Annotated in this window: 13 protein-coding genes and 1 tRNA gene; 6 read left to right on the forward strand and 8 right to left on the reverse strand. The window is 71.8% G+C overall.

Annotated features, from left to right (window positions below):
- Positions 1 to 365: 365 nt before the first annotated feature.
- On the reverse strand, positions 366 to 2,051 hold the full coding sequence (locus AMK33_RS18280) for a CocE/NonD family hydrolase (RefSeq protein WP_073933907.1): 1,686 nt from the start codon (positions 2,049 to 2,051) through the stop codon (positions 366 to 368).
- Between the two features lie 98 nt (positions 2,052 to 2,149).
- On the opposite strand from AMK33_RS18280, the gene AMK33_RS18285 reads away from it, so the two are divergent.
- Complete coding sequence (locus tag AMK33_RS18285) at positions 2,150 to 2,866, forward strand: TetR/AcrR family transcriptional regulator (RefSeq protein WP_073933908.1); 717 nt, start codon at positions 2,150 to 2,152, stop codon at positions 2,864 to 2,866.
- Between the two features lie 339 nt (positions 2,867 to 3,205).
- On the opposite strand, the gene AMK33_RS18290 is transcribed toward AMK33_RS18285, so the two are convergent.
- Positions 3,206 to 3,763 (reverse strand): TetR/AcrR family transcriptional regulator, encoded by a 558-nt coding sequence (locus AMK33_RS18290; protein ID WP_073933909.1) that lies wholly within the window; start codon positions 3,761 to 3,763, stop codon positions 3,206 to 3,208.
- A gap of 263 nt (positions 3,764 to 4,026) precedes the next feature.
- Between AMK33_RS18290 and AMK33_RS18295 the strand changes: the two genes are divergently transcribed.
- Positions 4,027 to 4,899: an SGNH/GDSL hydrolase family protein gene (locus AMK33_RS18295; RefSeq protein ID WP_073933910.1), complete on the forward strand. Its 873-nt coding sequence runs from the start codon at positions 4,027 to 4,029 to the stop codon at positions 4,897 to 4,899.
- A gap of 282 nt (positions 4,900 to 5,181) precedes the next feature.
- Here AMK33_RS18295 and nadE read toward each other — a convergent pair whose 3' ends face one another.
- Complete coding sequence (nadE, locus tag AMK33_RS18300; RefSeq protein ID WP_073933911.1) at positions 5,182 to 6,012, reverse strand: ammonia-dependent NAD(+) synthetase; 831 nt, start codon at positions 6,010 to 6,012, stop codon at positions 5,182 to 5,184.
- 225 nt (positions 6,013 to 6,237) lie between these two features.
- Here nadE and AMK33_RS18305 point away from each other — a divergent pair.
- Positions 6,238 to 6,309, forward strand: a tRNA-Ser gene (locus AMK33_RS18305).
- A 3-nt stretch (positions 6,310 to 6,312) separates the two neighbouring features.
- Positions 6,313 to 8,613 carry a hypothetical protein gene (locus AMK33_RS18310; RefSeq protein WP_073933912.1) on the forward strand — a complete coding sequence of 767 codons (2,301 nt, stop codon included), beginning with the start codon at positions 6,313 to 6,315 and terminating at the stop codon, positions 8,611 to 8,613.
- 46 nt (positions 8,614 to 8,659) lie between these two features.
- On the opposite strand, the gene AMK33_RS42460 is transcribed toward AMK33_RS18310, so the two are convergent.
- From AMK33_RS42460 to AMK33_RS18335, 5 genes are all read right to left on the reverse strand, one after another.
- Positions 8,660 to 9,022 carry a peptidase inhibitor family I36 protein gene (locus AMK33_RS42460; RefSeq protein ID WP_073933913.1) on the reverse strand — a complete coding sequence of 121 codons (363 nt, stop codon included), beginning with the start codon at positions 9,020 to 9,022 and terminating at the stop codon, positions 8,660 to 8,662.
- A 32-nt stretch (positions 9,023 to 9,054) separates the two neighbouring features.
- On the reverse strand, positions 9,055 to 9,390 hold the full coding sequence (locus AMK33_RS18320) for a beta/gamma crystallin domain-containing protein (protein WP_073933914.1): 336 nt from the start codon (positions 9,388 to 9,390) through the stop codon (positions 9,055 to 9,057).
- 154 nt (positions 9,391 to 9,544) lie between these two features.
- On the reverse strand, positions 9,545 to 10,378 hold the full coding sequence (locus AMK33_RS18325; protein WP_073933915.1) for an alpha/beta fold hydrolase: 834 nt from the start codon (positions 10,376 to 10,378) through the stop codon (positions 9,545 to 9,547).
- Positions 10,379 to 10,431: 53 nt separating this feature from the next.
- A complete protein-coding gene (locus AMK33_RS18330) occupies positions 10,432 to 11,271 on the reverse strand; it encodes an alpha/beta fold hydrolase (RefSeq protein WP_073933916.1) in 840 nt (279 codons plus the stop codon).
- Between the two features lie 193 nt (positions 11,272 to 11,464).
- Positions 11,465 to 11,914 (reverse strand): DUF5707 domain-containing protein, encoded by a 450-nt coding sequence (locus AMK33_RS18335; RefSeq protein ID WP_073933917.1) that lies wholly within the window; start codon positions 11,912 to 11,914, stop codon positions 11,465 to 11,467.
- Between the two features lie 240 nt (positions 11,915 to 12,154).
- On the opposite strand from AMK33_RS18335, the gene AMK33_RS18340 reads away from it, so the two are divergent.
- Positions 12,155 to 14,491 carry a sensor histidine kinase gene (locus AMK33_RS18340; protein WP_073933918.1) on the forward strand — a complete coding sequence of 779 codons (2,337 nt, stop codon included), beginning with the start codon at positions 12,155 to 12,157 and terminating at the stop codon, positions 14,489 to 14,491.
- Entirely contained in the window at positions 14,488 to 15,171 is a 684-nt protein-coding gene (locus tag AMK33_RS18345) for a response regulator (protein ID WP_073933919.1), read from the forward strand. The genes AMK33_RS18340 and AMK33_RS18345 overlap by 4 nt, the downstream gene beginning before the upstream one ends.
- The last annotated feature ends 16 nt before the right edge of the window (positions 15,172 to 15,187 follow it).

The following is a 15,187-nucleotide window of genomic DNA, read 5'->3' on the forward strand; positions in this document are numbered from 1 at the left end:
GCAGCTCGGCGAGGACGAGCCGCGCCCATCAGGGTCCTGTCCGTCATCACCGGTCCTCGAGTACCGGCACCCGCGGCGCACGGCCGGTCTCAGCCTTGCCGCACCGCCGGTCTCAGCCTTGCCGCGCGGCCGCCGTCGGCGCCGCGCTGTAAAAGACGGCCGCGGTGTCCCGCACACGCCTCGGGCGTGCCCGTGACTCCCCCGGCATCGCCCGGCTCACCCTCCAGCAGGTCGAAGTGGATCACGACCCCAGGGCTGCCGCCGCGCAGCCCTGACTTGGCCGGCCCGGACGGCGAAGAGGGCGTAGAGGACCGAGCCGGGCCGGACGGCCCGGCTCGTCGGCCCCTTCCCGGGGAACAGGGGAATCACTCGAGCCCGGAGCCGCAGGGGAGCACCAACACCGAGTCCGTGTGGACCGTGATGCGCACCGGTGTGAAGGTGGTGGCGTCCACCGGCGATTCCCCGGTGCCGGGGTTACGGGCATAGCGGGGACTCGCGCCTCCGCTGATCTGCCAGCGTATGCGGTGACCTGCGGCGAAGCGATGGGCGGTGGAGCTCATCTCCACGGTGACCTGCGAGGGCGCAGGTCCGACTGTCCGAAGTCGGCCCAGTCCGTCGCAGACGTTGACGGAGCGGCCTTGCGCGTCCACGTCGCACAAGCGGGCGAAGACGTCGGCGTACCCGGTGTCCGTGGAGATGCTCAGCCGCGCGGAGACCGGGCCCAGGATGTCCACGGGCTCGGTCAGTGGTGGGCCGGTGAACGTCAGGACGTCGTTCCGGGCTTCCAGAACGCTGTTGTCGCGCGGGCCGGCGGTGCGGGAGAGCAGAGGACCTCCGAGGGAGGGGGTGGGGTCGGCCGGGTCGTAGCGGAACGTCGTCAGTGGCGCGGATTCCGTGGGGGGCTGCTGGGTGAGGTGCCCCTCCGGGGCGGGGTACCACGAGGTGGCGGCGGAGGCCGGCGGCCAGTCGTCGAGGTCCCGCCAGGTGTTCTCGCCGTTGATGTGCACGCGTACCGCGGTGGGGCGCAGGCCGGAGGGGTCGGCGCACAGGTGGGCGCGCAGCCAGGCGAGGCTTTCGGCGAACACCTCGGGCCATCCCTGCTGCAGGGCCGAGGTGTGGGTCCAGGGGCCGACGAGCAGGGCGGTTTCGCATCCGGCCCGGCGCAGCCGGTCGTACTGCCCGAAGGTCTGGTCGACGAGCGCGTCGTGCCATCCGGTGATCAGGGCCGTGGGCACGCCGAGCCGCTCCGCCGCCTCCGCCAATGACGCGCCGCGCCAGTAGGCGTCCTTGGCGTCCGGGTGCGTCATCACGTCGTCCAGCCAGGGCACTTCGCCCCCCAGGGCGGACTCGTACGCCCCACGCAGGGGTTGCGCGGCGGTGACGTCGCGCAGGCGGCGCTGCAGGCGCAGCGTCGCCTTCAGGAACGGCACCATGCCCTGGTGCTGGTAGGTCATGCCCGCGCCGACGGCGAGGACGTTCTCCAGGCGCAGCGCACCGTCCGCGTGGAACAGGGCGTAGGGATCGTGCAGTCCTACCTGCACCACCATTGCCTTCAGTTCCGGCGGTGGGTCCAGAGCGAGGGCCCATTGCACGTAGCCCAGGTAGCTGGGGCCGACTGTCCCCAGCGTTCCGTTGAACCAGGGCTGCTCGCGCAGCCAGGAGACCGTGGCCCGGCCGTCGGCGGCCTCGTTGCGCCACAGATCGAACACGCCGCCCGAGCCGCCGGTGCCGCGGCAGCTCTGCAGGACCACGTGGAAGCCCTGTTCGGCGAAGAGCAGGCCGTACTGGGGCGACCACGGCAGGCCTCGGCCGTAGGGCGAGCGAACCAGGAGGGTGGGGAAGTCACCCTGGGCGCGCGGGAAGTAGTGGTCGGTGATCAACGGGCTGCCGTCGGCGGCCGGCACCACCAGCCCCGGCTCCCGCCCGACCTCGTGCCGCTTCGCCGGCAGACCTCGCCAGGCCGCCCTCATCATCCGCGAGGACAGCGGCGGTTTTCCGGCGGGCGGCACCCAGACAGGTCCGGTCACGGCGTCGGGCGTGCGTGATGGCATCGTTCCCCTCCTCATTTCCGTACGATGTACGAGAATAGAGGATGCTTGGATGACCTTCGCAAGGACCACCCCGCAGTCGGAGGAAGGAGCGCAGAACCGTGCCCGGTGACCAGAAGTCCAGCGCCGCGAGCGTCGATCCCGAACAGCTCTGGCTGCGTCCCACCGAGTTCCGCAGAGGCCGCAGACCCTCCTTCAGCCGGGAGGCGATCACCGAGGCGGCCGTCGCCCTGGCGGACGCCGAAGGCCTCGAAGCGGTCACCATGCGACGGGTCGCCGCCCGGGTCGGAGCCGGTGTCATGTCGCTCTACAGCTACGCCCCCGACAAGGAGACACTGCTGGAACTGATGGTCGACCACGTCAGCGGCGAACTGGCGGTCACGGGCCCGCCCAGCGGCGACTGGCGTACCGATCTGAAGACCGTCGCCCACCTGCAGCGCGCCCACATGCTGCGTCATCCCTGGCTGCCCGCCGCCTTGACCACCCGTCGTGTTCCGGGCCCCAACACGCTGGCCTTCCTGGAACACGCGCTCGCCGTCCTACGACCCACCAGGCTGGACGGTGCGGCGAAGCTGGAGGTCTTCGCCCAGCTCACCGCATTCGTGGCCGGACACGTGGCTCACGAGATCGCGCAGGCCGCAGCCGCACGGTCCCCGGAGCGGGCCGCAGCCGAGGCCCGCTACCTCGCCGCTGTCGCCGCCGACGGCCACCACCCGGAACTCGCCGAAGCACTCTCCGCCCCCGGACGCCCGCTCACCGCCGAAGCCACCTTCACCCGGTTCCTGGGCCGCCTGATCGACGGTCTCGACGCCGACTGATGCGACGCGCCCGCGGATGCGTCCCGTCCGCGGCGCCCCGGTGGGACAAGCCGATGGTACGGAGCCCGTGCGTCGTCACGGGGCGGACCGCGACGCCGACGCCCGACGGGCCGTGCCGGAGGGCTGGGCGCGTCGCCGTACAGTCGGCGCGGGCGGGCGCCGGGCCCCGCGCCACCGGCCGCCCGGGGCCCGGCCGTGCTTCGAGAACGAAGCCGGTTCCTCGACGACGCCGCCCACCGACAGCCCGGTGCTCCCGTCGTGGTCGTCCGGGCGGCTTGAACGTGCGCGAGGACGCTCGCCCGGTGCGCGTCCTCCGGGAGATCCGGTACCGCGACGACGTCAGCGGCTCCGAGGAGTCAGCACCCCTTGGAACAGCGCACCGTACCGTGACACCAGTTCCGTACGGTCCATGCGGAGCAGCCCCTCGTCCCCGACCACCCACAGTGCGTACAGCAGTCCCCCCGCCAAGGCGGCTGCCATGCGTGCGCGGACGTCGGCGTCGGGGCCGGACAGGCGACGGCGCAGCGGTGCGACGAAGAGCTGCTCGTGCGTATCGCGCAGACGTTCGCGGATCTGCGGTTCGCCGCTGCCGTGCACCAGGGCCAGGAAGACGCCCCGCGCGGAACCGCCGAGTTCGACGAGGAGTTCGGCGAGCCGGTCCCCCAGGTGTTCCAGCGGCACGTCGAGCAGTGGCTCGTCATCGATCGTCAGGTGCATCGTCTCCAGGAACAGGAGTTCTTTGCTCTTGAAATGACGGATCACCAGTGCGGGGTCCGTGCCGGCCGCCGCCGCGATCTGGCGGACGGTGGTCCTGGAGAAGCCCTGGTTCCGGAACAGCCGGGCAGCGGCCGAGTGGATGGCCTCGCGGGTCGTGGTACTGGAGCCGGTCTGCAGCATGCGGGACAGGATAGGGGCCCCGGCGCTTCGCAACTGCGGGTTCGCGCGTCTGCGGGGCGAGCCGGGAGTCTTTCGTAAGCGTTTCAAGAAGTCCGGTCAACAATGTTGACTCCCCGCCGGGGGGCCTGCACATTACCTGACGGTAGAACTGCTCGGTAATGACGCGGCCCCGCACTCCCCCACGCCCGAACCGCTCCGTTCGCACCAACGGCACGCCCCGCCGACTGCCGCCCCACCGCTCCTCTCCCGAGAAGAGGGATCACATGCCGAAGCACGCCCTGCGAAATGTCATGGCCACATCATCCGCACTCGTCGGTGCGCTCGCCCTCAGCCTCACGGGCGGCACCGCACACGCCTCCGCGTCGCTGGACTACGTCGCCCTCGGCGACAGCTACAGCGCCGGCTCGGGCGTGCTGCCCGTGGATCCGACCAACCTGCTGTGCCTGCGCTCCACCGCGAACTACCCTCATGTGATCGCCGACCGTACGGGCGCCCACCTGAAGGACGTGACCTGCGGCGCCGCCCAGACAAAGGACTTCACCACATCGCAGTACCCCGGGGTCGGGCCCCAGGTGAACGCGCTCGGTCCGGGCACCGACCTGGTGACGCTGACGATCGGCGGCAACGACAACGGCACCTTCATCAACGCCATCACGGCCTGCGGTACCGCGGGCGTCCTCAGCGGAGGCAAGGGCAGCCCCTGCAAGGACCGGCACGGCACCTCCTTCACCGACCAGATCGACGCGAACACCTACCCCGCGCTGAAGACCGCCCTGCGGGCCGTTCGCGCCAAGGCCCCCAACGCCCGTGTGGCGGTTCTGGGTTACCCGTGGATCACACCGGCAGAGGCCGATCCCTCCTGCTTCGTGAAGCTTCCGGTCGCCGCCGGTGACGTGCCGTACCTGCGCGGCATACAGGCGCACCTCAACGCGGTCGTCGAACGCGCCAGTGATGAGACCGGCGCCACCTTTGTGGACTTCTCCCAAATCTCCGAGGGCCACGACGCGTGCAAGCCCGGCGGGACCCGCTGGATCGAGCCCCTCCTCTTCGGCGGCAGCCTCGTACCCGTCCATCCCAACGCCCTCGGAGAGCGGCGCATGGCCGAGCACACCATGAGCGTCCTCGGCCTGGGCTGACGGCGGCGCGCCTCACCCTCGACGGCCGGTCCGCTCGGGGCCGACGCGGAACTCGAGCGGGGCGAGCGTGGCCGGGCCCACCGCAGGGGCCAGGCCCTCCAGGAACGCGGCTCATCCGCGGCGGCGTGGACGCTCGCCCTGACGTCCGGAGGCTTGGTGGCTCCCGGGGACCCGGGGGTTTGTGAAGCGCTGTTCCCGGCGGGGCATCCGCTCACTCACCCCTGGTGACGAACGCGCCGGGACGCGATCCGAAGGACGGCTCCGCCTGCTCCGGCCGTCCGGTCAGGGGGCGATGGGCGGCCGGCGCTTGTGGTCGGTGAGGCGGTAGCGGCGGACGATCGTTTCGAAGGCCCGCTCGTCCACCGGCTTGCCCTCCAGGAAGTCGTCGATGACGTCGTAGGTCACTCCGAGCGCGTCCTCGTCGGCCTTGCCCGCGTCGAGGCTCTCCAGATCGGCCGTCGGGACCTTCCACACCAGCGCGGCGGGTGCGCCCAGCGCGTCCGCGACGGCGCGCACCCGGCGCTTGGTCAGGCCGGCCAGCGGGACCAGGTCGGCGGCGCCGTCGCCGAACTTGGTGAAGAACCCGGAGACCGCCTCGGCGGCCTGGTCCGTGCCGACGACCAGGCCGTCGTACGCGCCGGCCACCGTGTACTGGGCGATCATGCGCTGGCGTGCCTTGATGTTGCCGTGCACGAAGTCCTGGTGGCGGGCGTCGCGGAAGCTCACCCCGGCGGCCAGCGCGGCCTCGAGCGCGGCGTCGCCGGCGGGCTTGATGTCCACGGTCAGCACGTGGTCGGCCCGGATGAAGGAGAGCGCGAGCTGGGCGTCGTGCTCGTCGGCCTGGACCCCGTAGGGCAGGCGCATCGCGTAGAACCGCGCTTCGTGTCCGCCGGCCCGCGCCCGTTCGACGGCGAGCTGGCACAGTCGGCCCGCGGCGGTGGAGTCGATGCCACCGCTGATACCGAGCACGAGGGCACGCAGACCGGTGGAAGTCAGCCGCTCGGCGAGGAAGGCCACCCGACGCTCGATCTCCCGCCCGGCCTCGAAGGTCTCGGCGACACCCAGTTCCCGGGCGATCTCCTTCTGCAGGGCGATGGACACCGGCTCACTCACGTCTGCTCCTCGTTCCGGCTCACGATGTGCTGTCGCCTCCCCTGCTACCCAGGAGCTCTCCGGAGAATCCGGGCGGCGGGCCGGCTCGTGCGTGGCCGGCGGTGAGGAAGCTGTGCGGTGACAGCCCGGAGGGTGTCACGCGATACGCGATCCGCGACTCGCTGTGCGGATCGTGGAGAACCCGGTTGCAGGGTGATCGTCCTCGTGGCTAACGTCAACCGTCATCGACGTGTAGCTCAGCAGCAGAGCACCGGGCTCGAGACCCGGAGGGCGCAGGGGCGGAACCTGCCACGTCGGCTTATGAACGACAACGCTGAGCAGCAGCCCCCCACCGTGGCCCTGTCCTATCCGCAGGCCCAGCTGGCCAAGGCCTTCGTGACCGCGCTGACCCATGAGGACGCCGGCACCCGGCGCCGCGCCGAGGTGCGCGGGCAGCGCTGGCGGGAGGTCCTCACGGGACTGGTCACAGGCCGGTTGTCGGTCGGTTCGCGTACGCCCGTGGACGGGTTTCCGGCCTGGGTGACCCTTGAAGTGGTGCGGGGCGGCTTCGCCACCGGGACCGCGAGCGCGGGCGGCCCGCTCCAGGCGTACGAGACCGAGGCCGCGCGAAGTTTCGGGGTGCCCGCCGAGCGGCGCGCGCTCTTCGCCCACTGCCTCACCGAGCCCGGACTCGCCTGGCTGGGGGACCGGTTGGACAGTGGCCGCTACGAGATCGGCGTGCCCGAGGAGGCCGCGCTGCTCACCATGGCCTGGCTGGTCCGGCACGGGGAGACCGACGCGGCGCTCGACCTCGTGACGGAACTGGAACCGCTCGCCGACCGGCTGCGGTTCCTGCCCCGCCCGGCGGACGGGCCCGTGCCGGACGCCGGCGCGGCCGTCCACCGGTGCACCGTCTCCGAGGCCGTCGACACCCTGATACGGCGACGGCCCAACGCGGCCGTCGAGACCCAGCGCGAGGCACTCGCCGTATGGCAGCCGTTCGGCGACGAGCTGCTCGTGCACTGGCTGCGGACGGCGCGGGACGGACGAGTCCTCGAACTCGTCCCGGACGCCGACTGGCTGGCGCACGGCGAGGTCCTGCTCAGCCGTTACCGGCTGCTCGCCGCGGAACACACCCGCTGCACCAAGCACCGCGATCCCAAGGGGAATCTGGGCATTCTGCGCGGCGCGCTGGAGGAGACCGTCGCCGGACGGCCGCTGGACGCGCGCCGGCTCGGTCTGCTGCGGCACGCGGTGGAGTCCATGGTGCGGCGGCGCGGCCTGCCCGGTTCCACCGCTCACACGGCCCTGCGCCGGAGCCAGGCCGAGCAGGCGGCGCGTCCTTCCCACCACGCCCTGGCCCAGCTGATGCTGCGTCGGCTCGCCGTGCTCCCGCAGGAGACGGGCATCACCGATGTCGCCCCGCTCCTGGGCGCGGTGAGCGAGGAGGAGAGCCGGGAGACCGGCCTGCCCACCGGAGCGGTCGTACCGCCCGTGATCCGCCAGGTGGTCGAGTCCGCGCTGAGCGCACCGCTCGGCACGCTGGTGGAGCGGGGCGTCGTCCCGTCCGCCGAGGTCCTGGCCGAGCTGGTGCCGCAGTTGGTCGCCGCCACCACCGCACAGGCGTACGGCGACGAGACGCTGCGCACGCTGATGACCGTGAACTACCGGGCGTTCCGCAACCGCCGCTCATTGCTCCTGCTCAACCTGGAACGGCAGGTGCGCGTCGAGGAACTGCCCTGGGTACGGGCGGTGTCGGGGCAGCGATCCGCGGCGCTGGGCAAGCCGGACGACGAAGGCGCGCTCGCCGTGCTGCGACAGCTGGGCGAGCTGGCCGTACAGGCCTTCCCCGGCACGATCCTGCCCAACCCGCTGGTCCGCGAATTCGGCGTTCTTGAACGCCAGTGCGACCTGGGCGCCCCGTTCGTGGAGGAGCTGGCCGCCGACATCTTCATGGGCACGTTCAGCCCGAAGTTCCTCACGGCGGCACGGATCGCGGGCGAACTGCTCGGCGGCACGCTGTACGAGCGTTACTACGGCGTCGACTACGCGGCGATCCGCAATCTGGCGATCACCGAGACCGCTACGGCCCTGACCCGTTCCTACGGTGCCCGTACCTCTCCCGGCTTCGCGCGGCTGTGCGCCGAGCGGGCCGGGACGGCGTCGCGGTCCTCGTCGGTCGCGGCGAACGGCATGGTGATCGAGCAGGCGCAGATCCTCACCACGCACAATCTGGCCACGCTGGTCCACCGGGTGGGCATCGCTCCGCGGCCCGGCTGGGCCGACCTGGCACGCCGCTGTTTCGTGACCGTGTGCCGGCTGGTCTCCCGTGTGCACCACAACCCGCGGCCGTTGGGCACCATCAAGGACGCCGCGTACGCGTGGCGCCAGATGGTGTTCCACCTGTCCCTGTGCCCGCCGGAGGAACAGCGGCAGGTCATCGCAGGCCTGGACGAGACGACGGCCCGTCACCCGGCCCACGTCGCAACCCGGCTGGCCCCCGCCCTGGCGGGCCTCGCCCTGGTCGCCGAGGGCGGCGCTTTCGGCGGTGCCGGAACGACGGACGACAGCCACGCCCGGCGCTTTCTGGGATGGAGCACAGACGGGCACTGGATGCGGTGAGGGCGAAAGCGCGGACGCGACGGCATTCACTTTTCGGCGGTCGAGCCTACGCGGACGCGAACCGGAAGCTGGTCAGCTGGTCGTTGTGGATCTGCATGGCCGCGGAGGAGGCGCCCGGCTCGTAGCAGCCCAGGTCGTCAGTGTGGTTCTCGTGCCGGTACAGGCAGACGACGCGTTTGCTCCGGTTCCAGAACGAGGTCGTGCGGTCGTTCATGCAGCTGCCGACGTTGGGTGTGTCACGGTTGCTCGAGAAGAAGCGGCCTTCGTAGCTGCTGTGCTGCCAGACGCAGAAGTGCCCGGAGAGGCACTGGCTGTAGTGGGCCTGTGCGGCCGGGGCGTTGAGTGTCCCCAGGGCGCCGGCGAGCACTGCCGCGGACAGCAGGAGGCGGCGAAGTCGTGGCCCTTTCACAAGTCTCCCTCTTCGTGGTCGGACACCGGCGGTCAGTGGATCCGCAGGGCGTACAGCGGGGCGTTGAGGTTCTCGACGTCGCGGATGGAGGACCACTTGTCCATGGACCTGATCTCGTTGCCCAGCCACACGTGGACGCTGTTGTTGCCGGACGTGATGCGCTCGACGTCGAGCAGGCCGGGGGTCACGGTGCCCGCGTTGGCGAAGCACTTGGTGTCGGCGCCGCCGTTGTACCAGACCTTGACGAAGTCCGTCCTGGTACCGCAGTCGGTCTGACTGATCGCGGCGGCCGGTGCGGCCGGCAGCACGACCGTCATCGCTCCCGCAGCCGCTGCGGCGAGCGAGATGCGCAGGGTGGAACGCTTCATCGGTGGAATGTCCTTTCGCGAGGGTGCGGTGCCGCGGAGCAGCGCCGTTCATGAGGGGCGCCCCGTGCGACCGCGACGGCACCCCGCCACCGCGGTGATGGTGGCGGGGTGCGTGTGGTTCGTTTCCCGGCGGTGGGAGGCCGCCGGGTGTTCGTCACTTGGCCAGGAACGCCAGCAGGGCGTCGGTGACCTCCTGGGCGTGGGTCCACAGCAGGCCGTGCGGGGCGCCGTCGATGACGACGTAATCGGCCTGCGGGAGTGCCTTGTGGAACGGCTCACCGGTGGACTCGATCGGCAGGATGCGGTCGGCGGTGCCGTGCAGGATGAGCGCCGGTACGTCGATCTTGGGAATGTCGGCGCGGAAGTCGGTGGTCCAGGTGGCCACGCAGGCCAGGGAAGCGTACCAGGAGGCGCCGGCGGCGGTGTTCCAACTGGCCCGCAGGGCCTCCTCGCTGATGCGCGTGCCGAGGTTCTCGTCGAGGTTGTAGAAGTTCTCGTAGAACGCGGTGAAGTAGGCGTAGCGGTCGGTGGTGACGGCCTGTTCGATGTCCTGGAAGACGGCGCCGTCGACGCCGCCGGGGTTGTCGTCGGTCTTGAGGAGGAAGGGCTCCAGGGAGGCCAGGAAGGCGGCCTTGGCGATGCGGGCGGAGCCGTAGGTGCCCAGGTAGCGGCCGACCTCGCCGGTGCCCATGGAGAAGCCGACCAGGACGGCGTCGCGCAGGTCGAGCGTCTCGAGCACGGTGTTGAGGTCGGCGGCGAAGGTGTCGTAGTCGTAGCCGGTGGTGGGCCGGCTGGAGCGGCCGAAGCCGCGCCGGTCGTAGGTGACGACCCGGTGGCCGGCCTTCAGCAGGGCGGCGGACTGCTTCTCCCAGGAGTGGCCGTCGAGCGGGTAGCCGTGGATGAGCACGACCGGCTGCCCGGTGCCGTGGTCCTCGTAGTAGAGCTCGATGTCGGTGGTGTTCTCCTGGCCGACGGTGATGAACGGCATGGTGGTTGCTGCCTTCCTGTTGCGAGATGTGGCGGGGGCGGGGCCGGGTGGTGTCAGCGGACCGTGCGGGCGGCCTTCTCGACGATGCGGGTCACGGCGCCGGGGTGGGAGACGGACACCGCGTGGGAGGCGTCGATCTCGGTGGTGCGGGCGTGGGCCCGGTGCGACATGAAGCGCTGGGCGGCCACGGGGATGTTGAGGTCCTCGGTGGTGACCAGGGACCAGGAGGGGATGGTCTTCCAGGCGGCCCCGGTGGACTTCTCCTCGAGCGCGGCGGCGGCGATCGGGCGCTGGCCTGCGGCCATGAGCCGGGCCTGGCCTGCCGGTACGTCCGCGGCGAACTGCTTGTGGAACTTGTCCTGCTCGATGTAGACGTCGGCGCCCCGACTGCCGTCCGGCAGCGTGTAGTTCACCGAGTCGATCACATTGCCGAGGGTGCTGCCGGGGAACTTGTTCGTCAGTCCGAGGGAGCTCTCGCCGGTGTCGGGCAGGAAGGCGGCGACGTAGACGAGGGCCTTGACCTTGTCCTCCAGGCCGACGGCGGCCTGGCTGACGACGGTGCCACCGTAGGAGTGGCCGACCAGGACCACGGGCCCGTCGATGTGCTGGACGACGCCGCGCAGGTGGGCGGCGTCGCTCGCCGGACCGCGCAACGGGTTGGCGGCGGCCACGACCGGGTAGCCGGCCCGTTCCAGGCGCCGGACGACGCCGTCCCAGCTGGAGGCGTCGGCGAACGCGCCGTGCTCCAGCACGATCGTCGGCCGGGTCTGGTGGTGACGGGGCGCCGCGTCGGCCTCGCCGGGCAGGGTCACGGCCGTGACGGACAGGCCGACGGCCGTGACGCCGAGCAGCGTGAGCAGCCGGGCGGACGGGGTCGGTCGGATGATGCGCATCTTCAACGTCCTTCTATGTACGGGCTGTTGCCCGGATCGGGTCGGGCCGGCGAGACGGTCCCGCCCCCGCAAGAAACATAGCGCTAAATTAAATTGACCACAACTTAATTGCCTGAACGGAATGGTCCGGAGCGAGGGCATTCCGATATCGCCGGGGCCGGACGCCCGGGTGCCGTCCGGCCCCGGTGACGGGTCAGCGGGTGACGTCGAACGTGGCCGCGCGGGGCACGAACGTCGTGCCGCCGTCCTTCGCCGTCGCCAGCACCGACACGTACCAGGTGCCTTCCGCCAGGTCGGCCGCGTCCCGCTGCGTCACCTTCAGCGTGTAGGTGCAGCGGGACGTCCCGTCCGAGGTGCCGCGGCACTCGGCCTTGTCGACGTACCGCAGCTCCGCCTCGGTCGGGTCGAGCTCGGAGCTCGCCGGCCACGCGACGACCCTGACCTCGCGGACACCGGAGTCGTCGCTGACGTCCGCGGCGAACGAGAGCTTCCCCTCGCTCTTCTGGGACGGGGCGACGTAACCGGCGGAGCCGTTCTCCACGGTCGGCTCCGTGACGGTGGAGGCCATGGCGTAGCCGCCGGCGCCGAGGGCACCGAGGGTGACGAGGCCGATGACGGACGGGACGAGAACGCGCTTGGACATGAGGGATCCCCCTGCTTGCGAGTGGAGTTTCGATGGGCGGGAAAGCTCAGGAACCGCTGGTCGGTCGGCCGCTTTCCCGATGTGATCGAGACTATGGCCGGGAGCACCGCCCGATCCTCCCGCCGCGGGACGATTGCCGTGTCGAACCGCGGGTGCAGCATCTCCACCCCAGGTAAGAGAACGAGGTCCGCCTCGAGCCCGAGGGCAGCCGCTCACCTGCGGTCTTAACCTTGATCTCTTATGAAGAACACCGACGACCGGTTCCTGCCCCTCGTGCTGCTCGGCGCCCAGGCCACGGTGTGGCCGGGGGCGGATGTGATCCGCGGGAGCGTTCCGGCGGGGGCCGACCTCTTCGTGGCGGCCCTCGTCGCCGGGCTGGTGACGGCCGCGCTTTCGCTGCGCCGTTCGAAGCCGGTGATCACCCTCGTCCTGGTCGCCGCCGTCTGTGCGCTGGGAGCCGGTCCCCTGCCCGCCGGCGCCATGGCGGTGCTGGGAACAGCGGGTGTGGCCCTGGCCCTGTTCACCGTGGCCGGTGAACGCGACGCCTTCACCGCCCTGTTGTGCGTGACGGCGCTCGCCCTCTGGCAGTCCCTGTACGGCATCACCCTGCACGGACTCAGTGACCGCGACGGACTCGACCTCGTCCTGACGGCCGTGCTGTACGCCGCCGCGTCCGCCGCCGGCGTGCTGGCACGGCGGAGCCGGCGCACCCGGCTGGCCGCCGAACAGCGGTTGAAGCGGGCCGAGATCGAGCGTCACCGGCTCCCGGCGGTCGAACGGCGGCGGATGGAGAGGGAGTTGCACGACGTCAGTGCCCACCATCTGACGGCCGTGGTCGTCACGGCGGGCGCGGCGCTCGGGCTGCGCGACCGCCGGCCCGAACTGGCCGAGGAGGCCCTTCGGTTCGCTGCCGAGACGGGCCGTGAGGTCACCCGGGCGCTCGGCGCGGTGAGGGCTCCGGCGCCCTCACGGGAACAGCAACCGTCGCCGAGGGAGCGGATGCTGGGGCTGGTAGCCGGTTTCTCCCGGCTCGGTCAGCACGTGGAGTGCGAGATCGACGCGCTGCCGGACGGGGCCGTCGGGGACGCGGCGTACGGCATCGTGCGCGAGGCGCTGACCAACGTGGCGCGGCACGCGCCCGGTGCGCACACCACCGTGACATGCCGGTACGACGACGCCCGCACGGAGGTCGTCGTCACGAGCGCCGCACCGCCGGCCGGTTCACCGGCGCACGGCGCCGGCCTCGGCTCGAGACGCGGCCAGGGCTTTCTGCGCTCGCGGGCCCGGGAAGCGGGCGGCACCCTGACCAGCGGCCCGACGGCGGAGGGCGGCTGGGAGGTGAGCGCGGTCCTGCCCGGCCGGCTCGCCGCCGCCTCGGTGAAACCTCCGGTCCCGTGGCGGTACCGCCTGGCACAGGTGACGGCCGCCGTCGGTCTCGCCGTGCAACCGCTGCTGCCCCTGCTGGTCGTCCGGACGGAATCCGCGTCGAGCGGTCCGGGGGTGTCGGCAGGCGTGCTCTTCGCGTTGCTGGCCGCGGGGCAGGCGCTCGCACTGCTGTGGCGACACCGGGCACCCCGCACCGTCCAGGGTGTCGTGTGCGGTCTGGCCCTGCTCTGGCCGGTGGCGACGGCCGTGGGCGAGTACACCGGCTGGGTGCTCCTGCCGCCCCTGCTGAGCATGGCCGCCACCTGCGCGGTGATCGCCTCCGTCGCGGCCCGCACGACCACCGGCCCGTCCGTCGCCGACGGCCGCCCGCGCCTGCCTGCGTGGACCGGCCCGGTGGTGGCCACGACGGTGCACGCGGCGGCCACCACCGCCGCCCTTCTGCACCGGGGCGCGTCCTTCCCCGGCTGGGTGCTCGCCCCGGGGTCAACGGCCCTGGCGGCCCTGGTGGTCGGCGCGGCCTGGTGGGGCGGGACCCTGAGCGGGCGTCACCGCCGGGCCGCCCGCAGCGCGCAGGCGGAACATCTCGCGGCCTGGACCGAGGAGGCGGTACGGGACGCCTGGGCCGAGCGCCGCCGGATCGCCACCGGGCTGGAGACCACCGTGCTGGCGCGGACCGCCGACATGGTCGCGCAGGCCGAGGCGGGCCGGCTCGACGAGGTCGCCGAACGCGCCCGCGAGGCCCTCGCCGCGATGCGCGCCCTGCTCGACACGGTCCGGGACGCCGAGGCCGTGCCCGCGCTGCGGCCGCAGCCCACCCTGCAGGCTCTCGACCTCCTCGGCCATCAGATCCGGGCCACCGGCCGCGACGTCGGGATACGGCTGACCGACCGGATACCGAGACGGCTGCCCACCACCGTGGACCTGGCTGCCTACCATGCCTGCGAAACGGTGCTCGCGGCCGGCGGCGAGGAGCCGATGGCGGTGGAACTCGACGCGGACGACGCCGTGTTGACGATCACGGCGATCGGCGTTCCGGACGCCGTCCGTTCCGCCCTGTGCCGGCAGTTGTCGGCGCGGGCGGCGATGGCCGGCGGGACGGTCACCGCCGGCCCGTCGGGTCCGGTGCGCGTCCTGCTGCCGCTGACCGCGGCACCGGCTGCACCGCGGGACGACGAGGAGAGACAACGATGAGCCTCAGGGTGCTGGTCGTCGACGACCAGGGCATCGTACGGGCGGGGTTCGCCGCCGTGATCGACGCCGAGGAGGACATGACGGTCGTCGGCGAGGCCGCCGACGGCGCCGAGGCGGTACGGCTCGCCGGGGAACTGGCACCCGATGTGGTCCTCATGGACGTCCGCATGCCCGAACTGGACGGCATCGCCGCCACCCGGATCGTCACCGGGCGTCCCGACGCGCCCCGTGTCCTGGTGCTGACCACCTTCGACCTCGACGCGTACGTGTTCGACGCGCTGCGCGCCGGCGCCTCCGGTTTCCTCCTCAAGGACGTGCACCCCGACGAACTGCTGAACGGCATCCGGGTGGTGGCCTCCGGTGAGAGTGTCCTCGCCCCGTCCGCCACCCGCCGGCTCATCGGCCACTACGCCTCCGGACCGAGCACCGCGATTCCGGGCGGCAGCACGCCCCGCGAGCTGAACAGCCTGACCGGCCGCGAGCGCGACGTCCTCGGCCTGATCGCCGCGGGACTCACCAACACGGAGATCGCCGAACACCTCGGCATCACCGTCGGCACAGTGAAGTCCCATGTGAACGCGCTGCTCCGCAAACTCGGACTACGCGACCGGGTCCAGGCGACGATCCTCGCCTACGACCTCGGCCTCGTCCACCCCAACCCGCCCCACTCCCCCGTCTGACACCCCACCGGCCACC

Origin of the sequence: Streptomyces sp. CB02400 (assembly GCF_001905725.1) — a bacterium.
GTDB lineage: Bacteria > Actinomycetota > Actinomycetes > Streptomycetales > Streptomycetaceae > Streptomyces > Streptomyces atrovirens.

Bases quoted from the DNA above. Each gene is read 5' to 3' on its own strand.
- AMK33_RS18325 (WP_073933915.1), bottom strand. From the start codon at position 10,378: ATGCCGTTCATCACCGTCGGCCAGGAGAACACCACCGACATCGAGCTC.
- AMK33_RS18310 (WP_073933912.1), top strand. From the start codon at position 6,313: ATGAACGACAACGCTGAGCAGCAGCCCCCCACCGTGGCCCTGTCCTAT.
- AMK33_RS18280 (WP_073933907.1), bottom strand. From the start codon at position 2,051: ATGCCATCACGCACGCCCGACGCCGTGACCGGACCTGTCTGGGTGCCG.
- AMK33_RS18320 (WP_073933914.1), bottom strand. From the start codon at position 9,390: ATGAAGCGTTCCACCCTGCGCATCTCGCTCGCCGCAGCGGCTGCGGGA.
- AMK33_RS18330 (WP_073933916.1), bottom strand. From the start codon at position 11,271: ATGCGCATCATCCGACCGACCCCGTCCGCCCGGCTGCTCACGCTGCTC.
- AMK33_RS18335 (WP_073933917.1), bottom strand. From the start codon at position 11,914: ATGTCCAAGCGCGTTCTCGTCCCGTCCGTCATCGGCCTCGTCACCCTC.
- AMK33_RS18295 (WP_073933910.1), top strand. From the start codon at position 4,027: ATGCCGAAGCACGCCCTGCGAAATGTCATGGCCACATCATCCGCACTC.
- AMK33_RS18340 (WP_073933918.1), top strand. From the start codon at position 12,155: ATGAAGAACACCGACGACCGGTTCCTGCCCCTCGTGCTGCTCGGCGCC.
- AMK33_RS18345 (WP_073933919.1), top strand. From the start codon at position 14,488: ATGAGCCTCAGGGTGCTGGTCGTCGACGACCAGGGCATCGTACGGGCG.
- AMK33_RS18290 (WP_073933909.1), bottom strand. From the start codon at position 3,763: ATGCTGCAGACCGGCTCCAGTACCACGACCCGCGAGGCCATCCACTCG.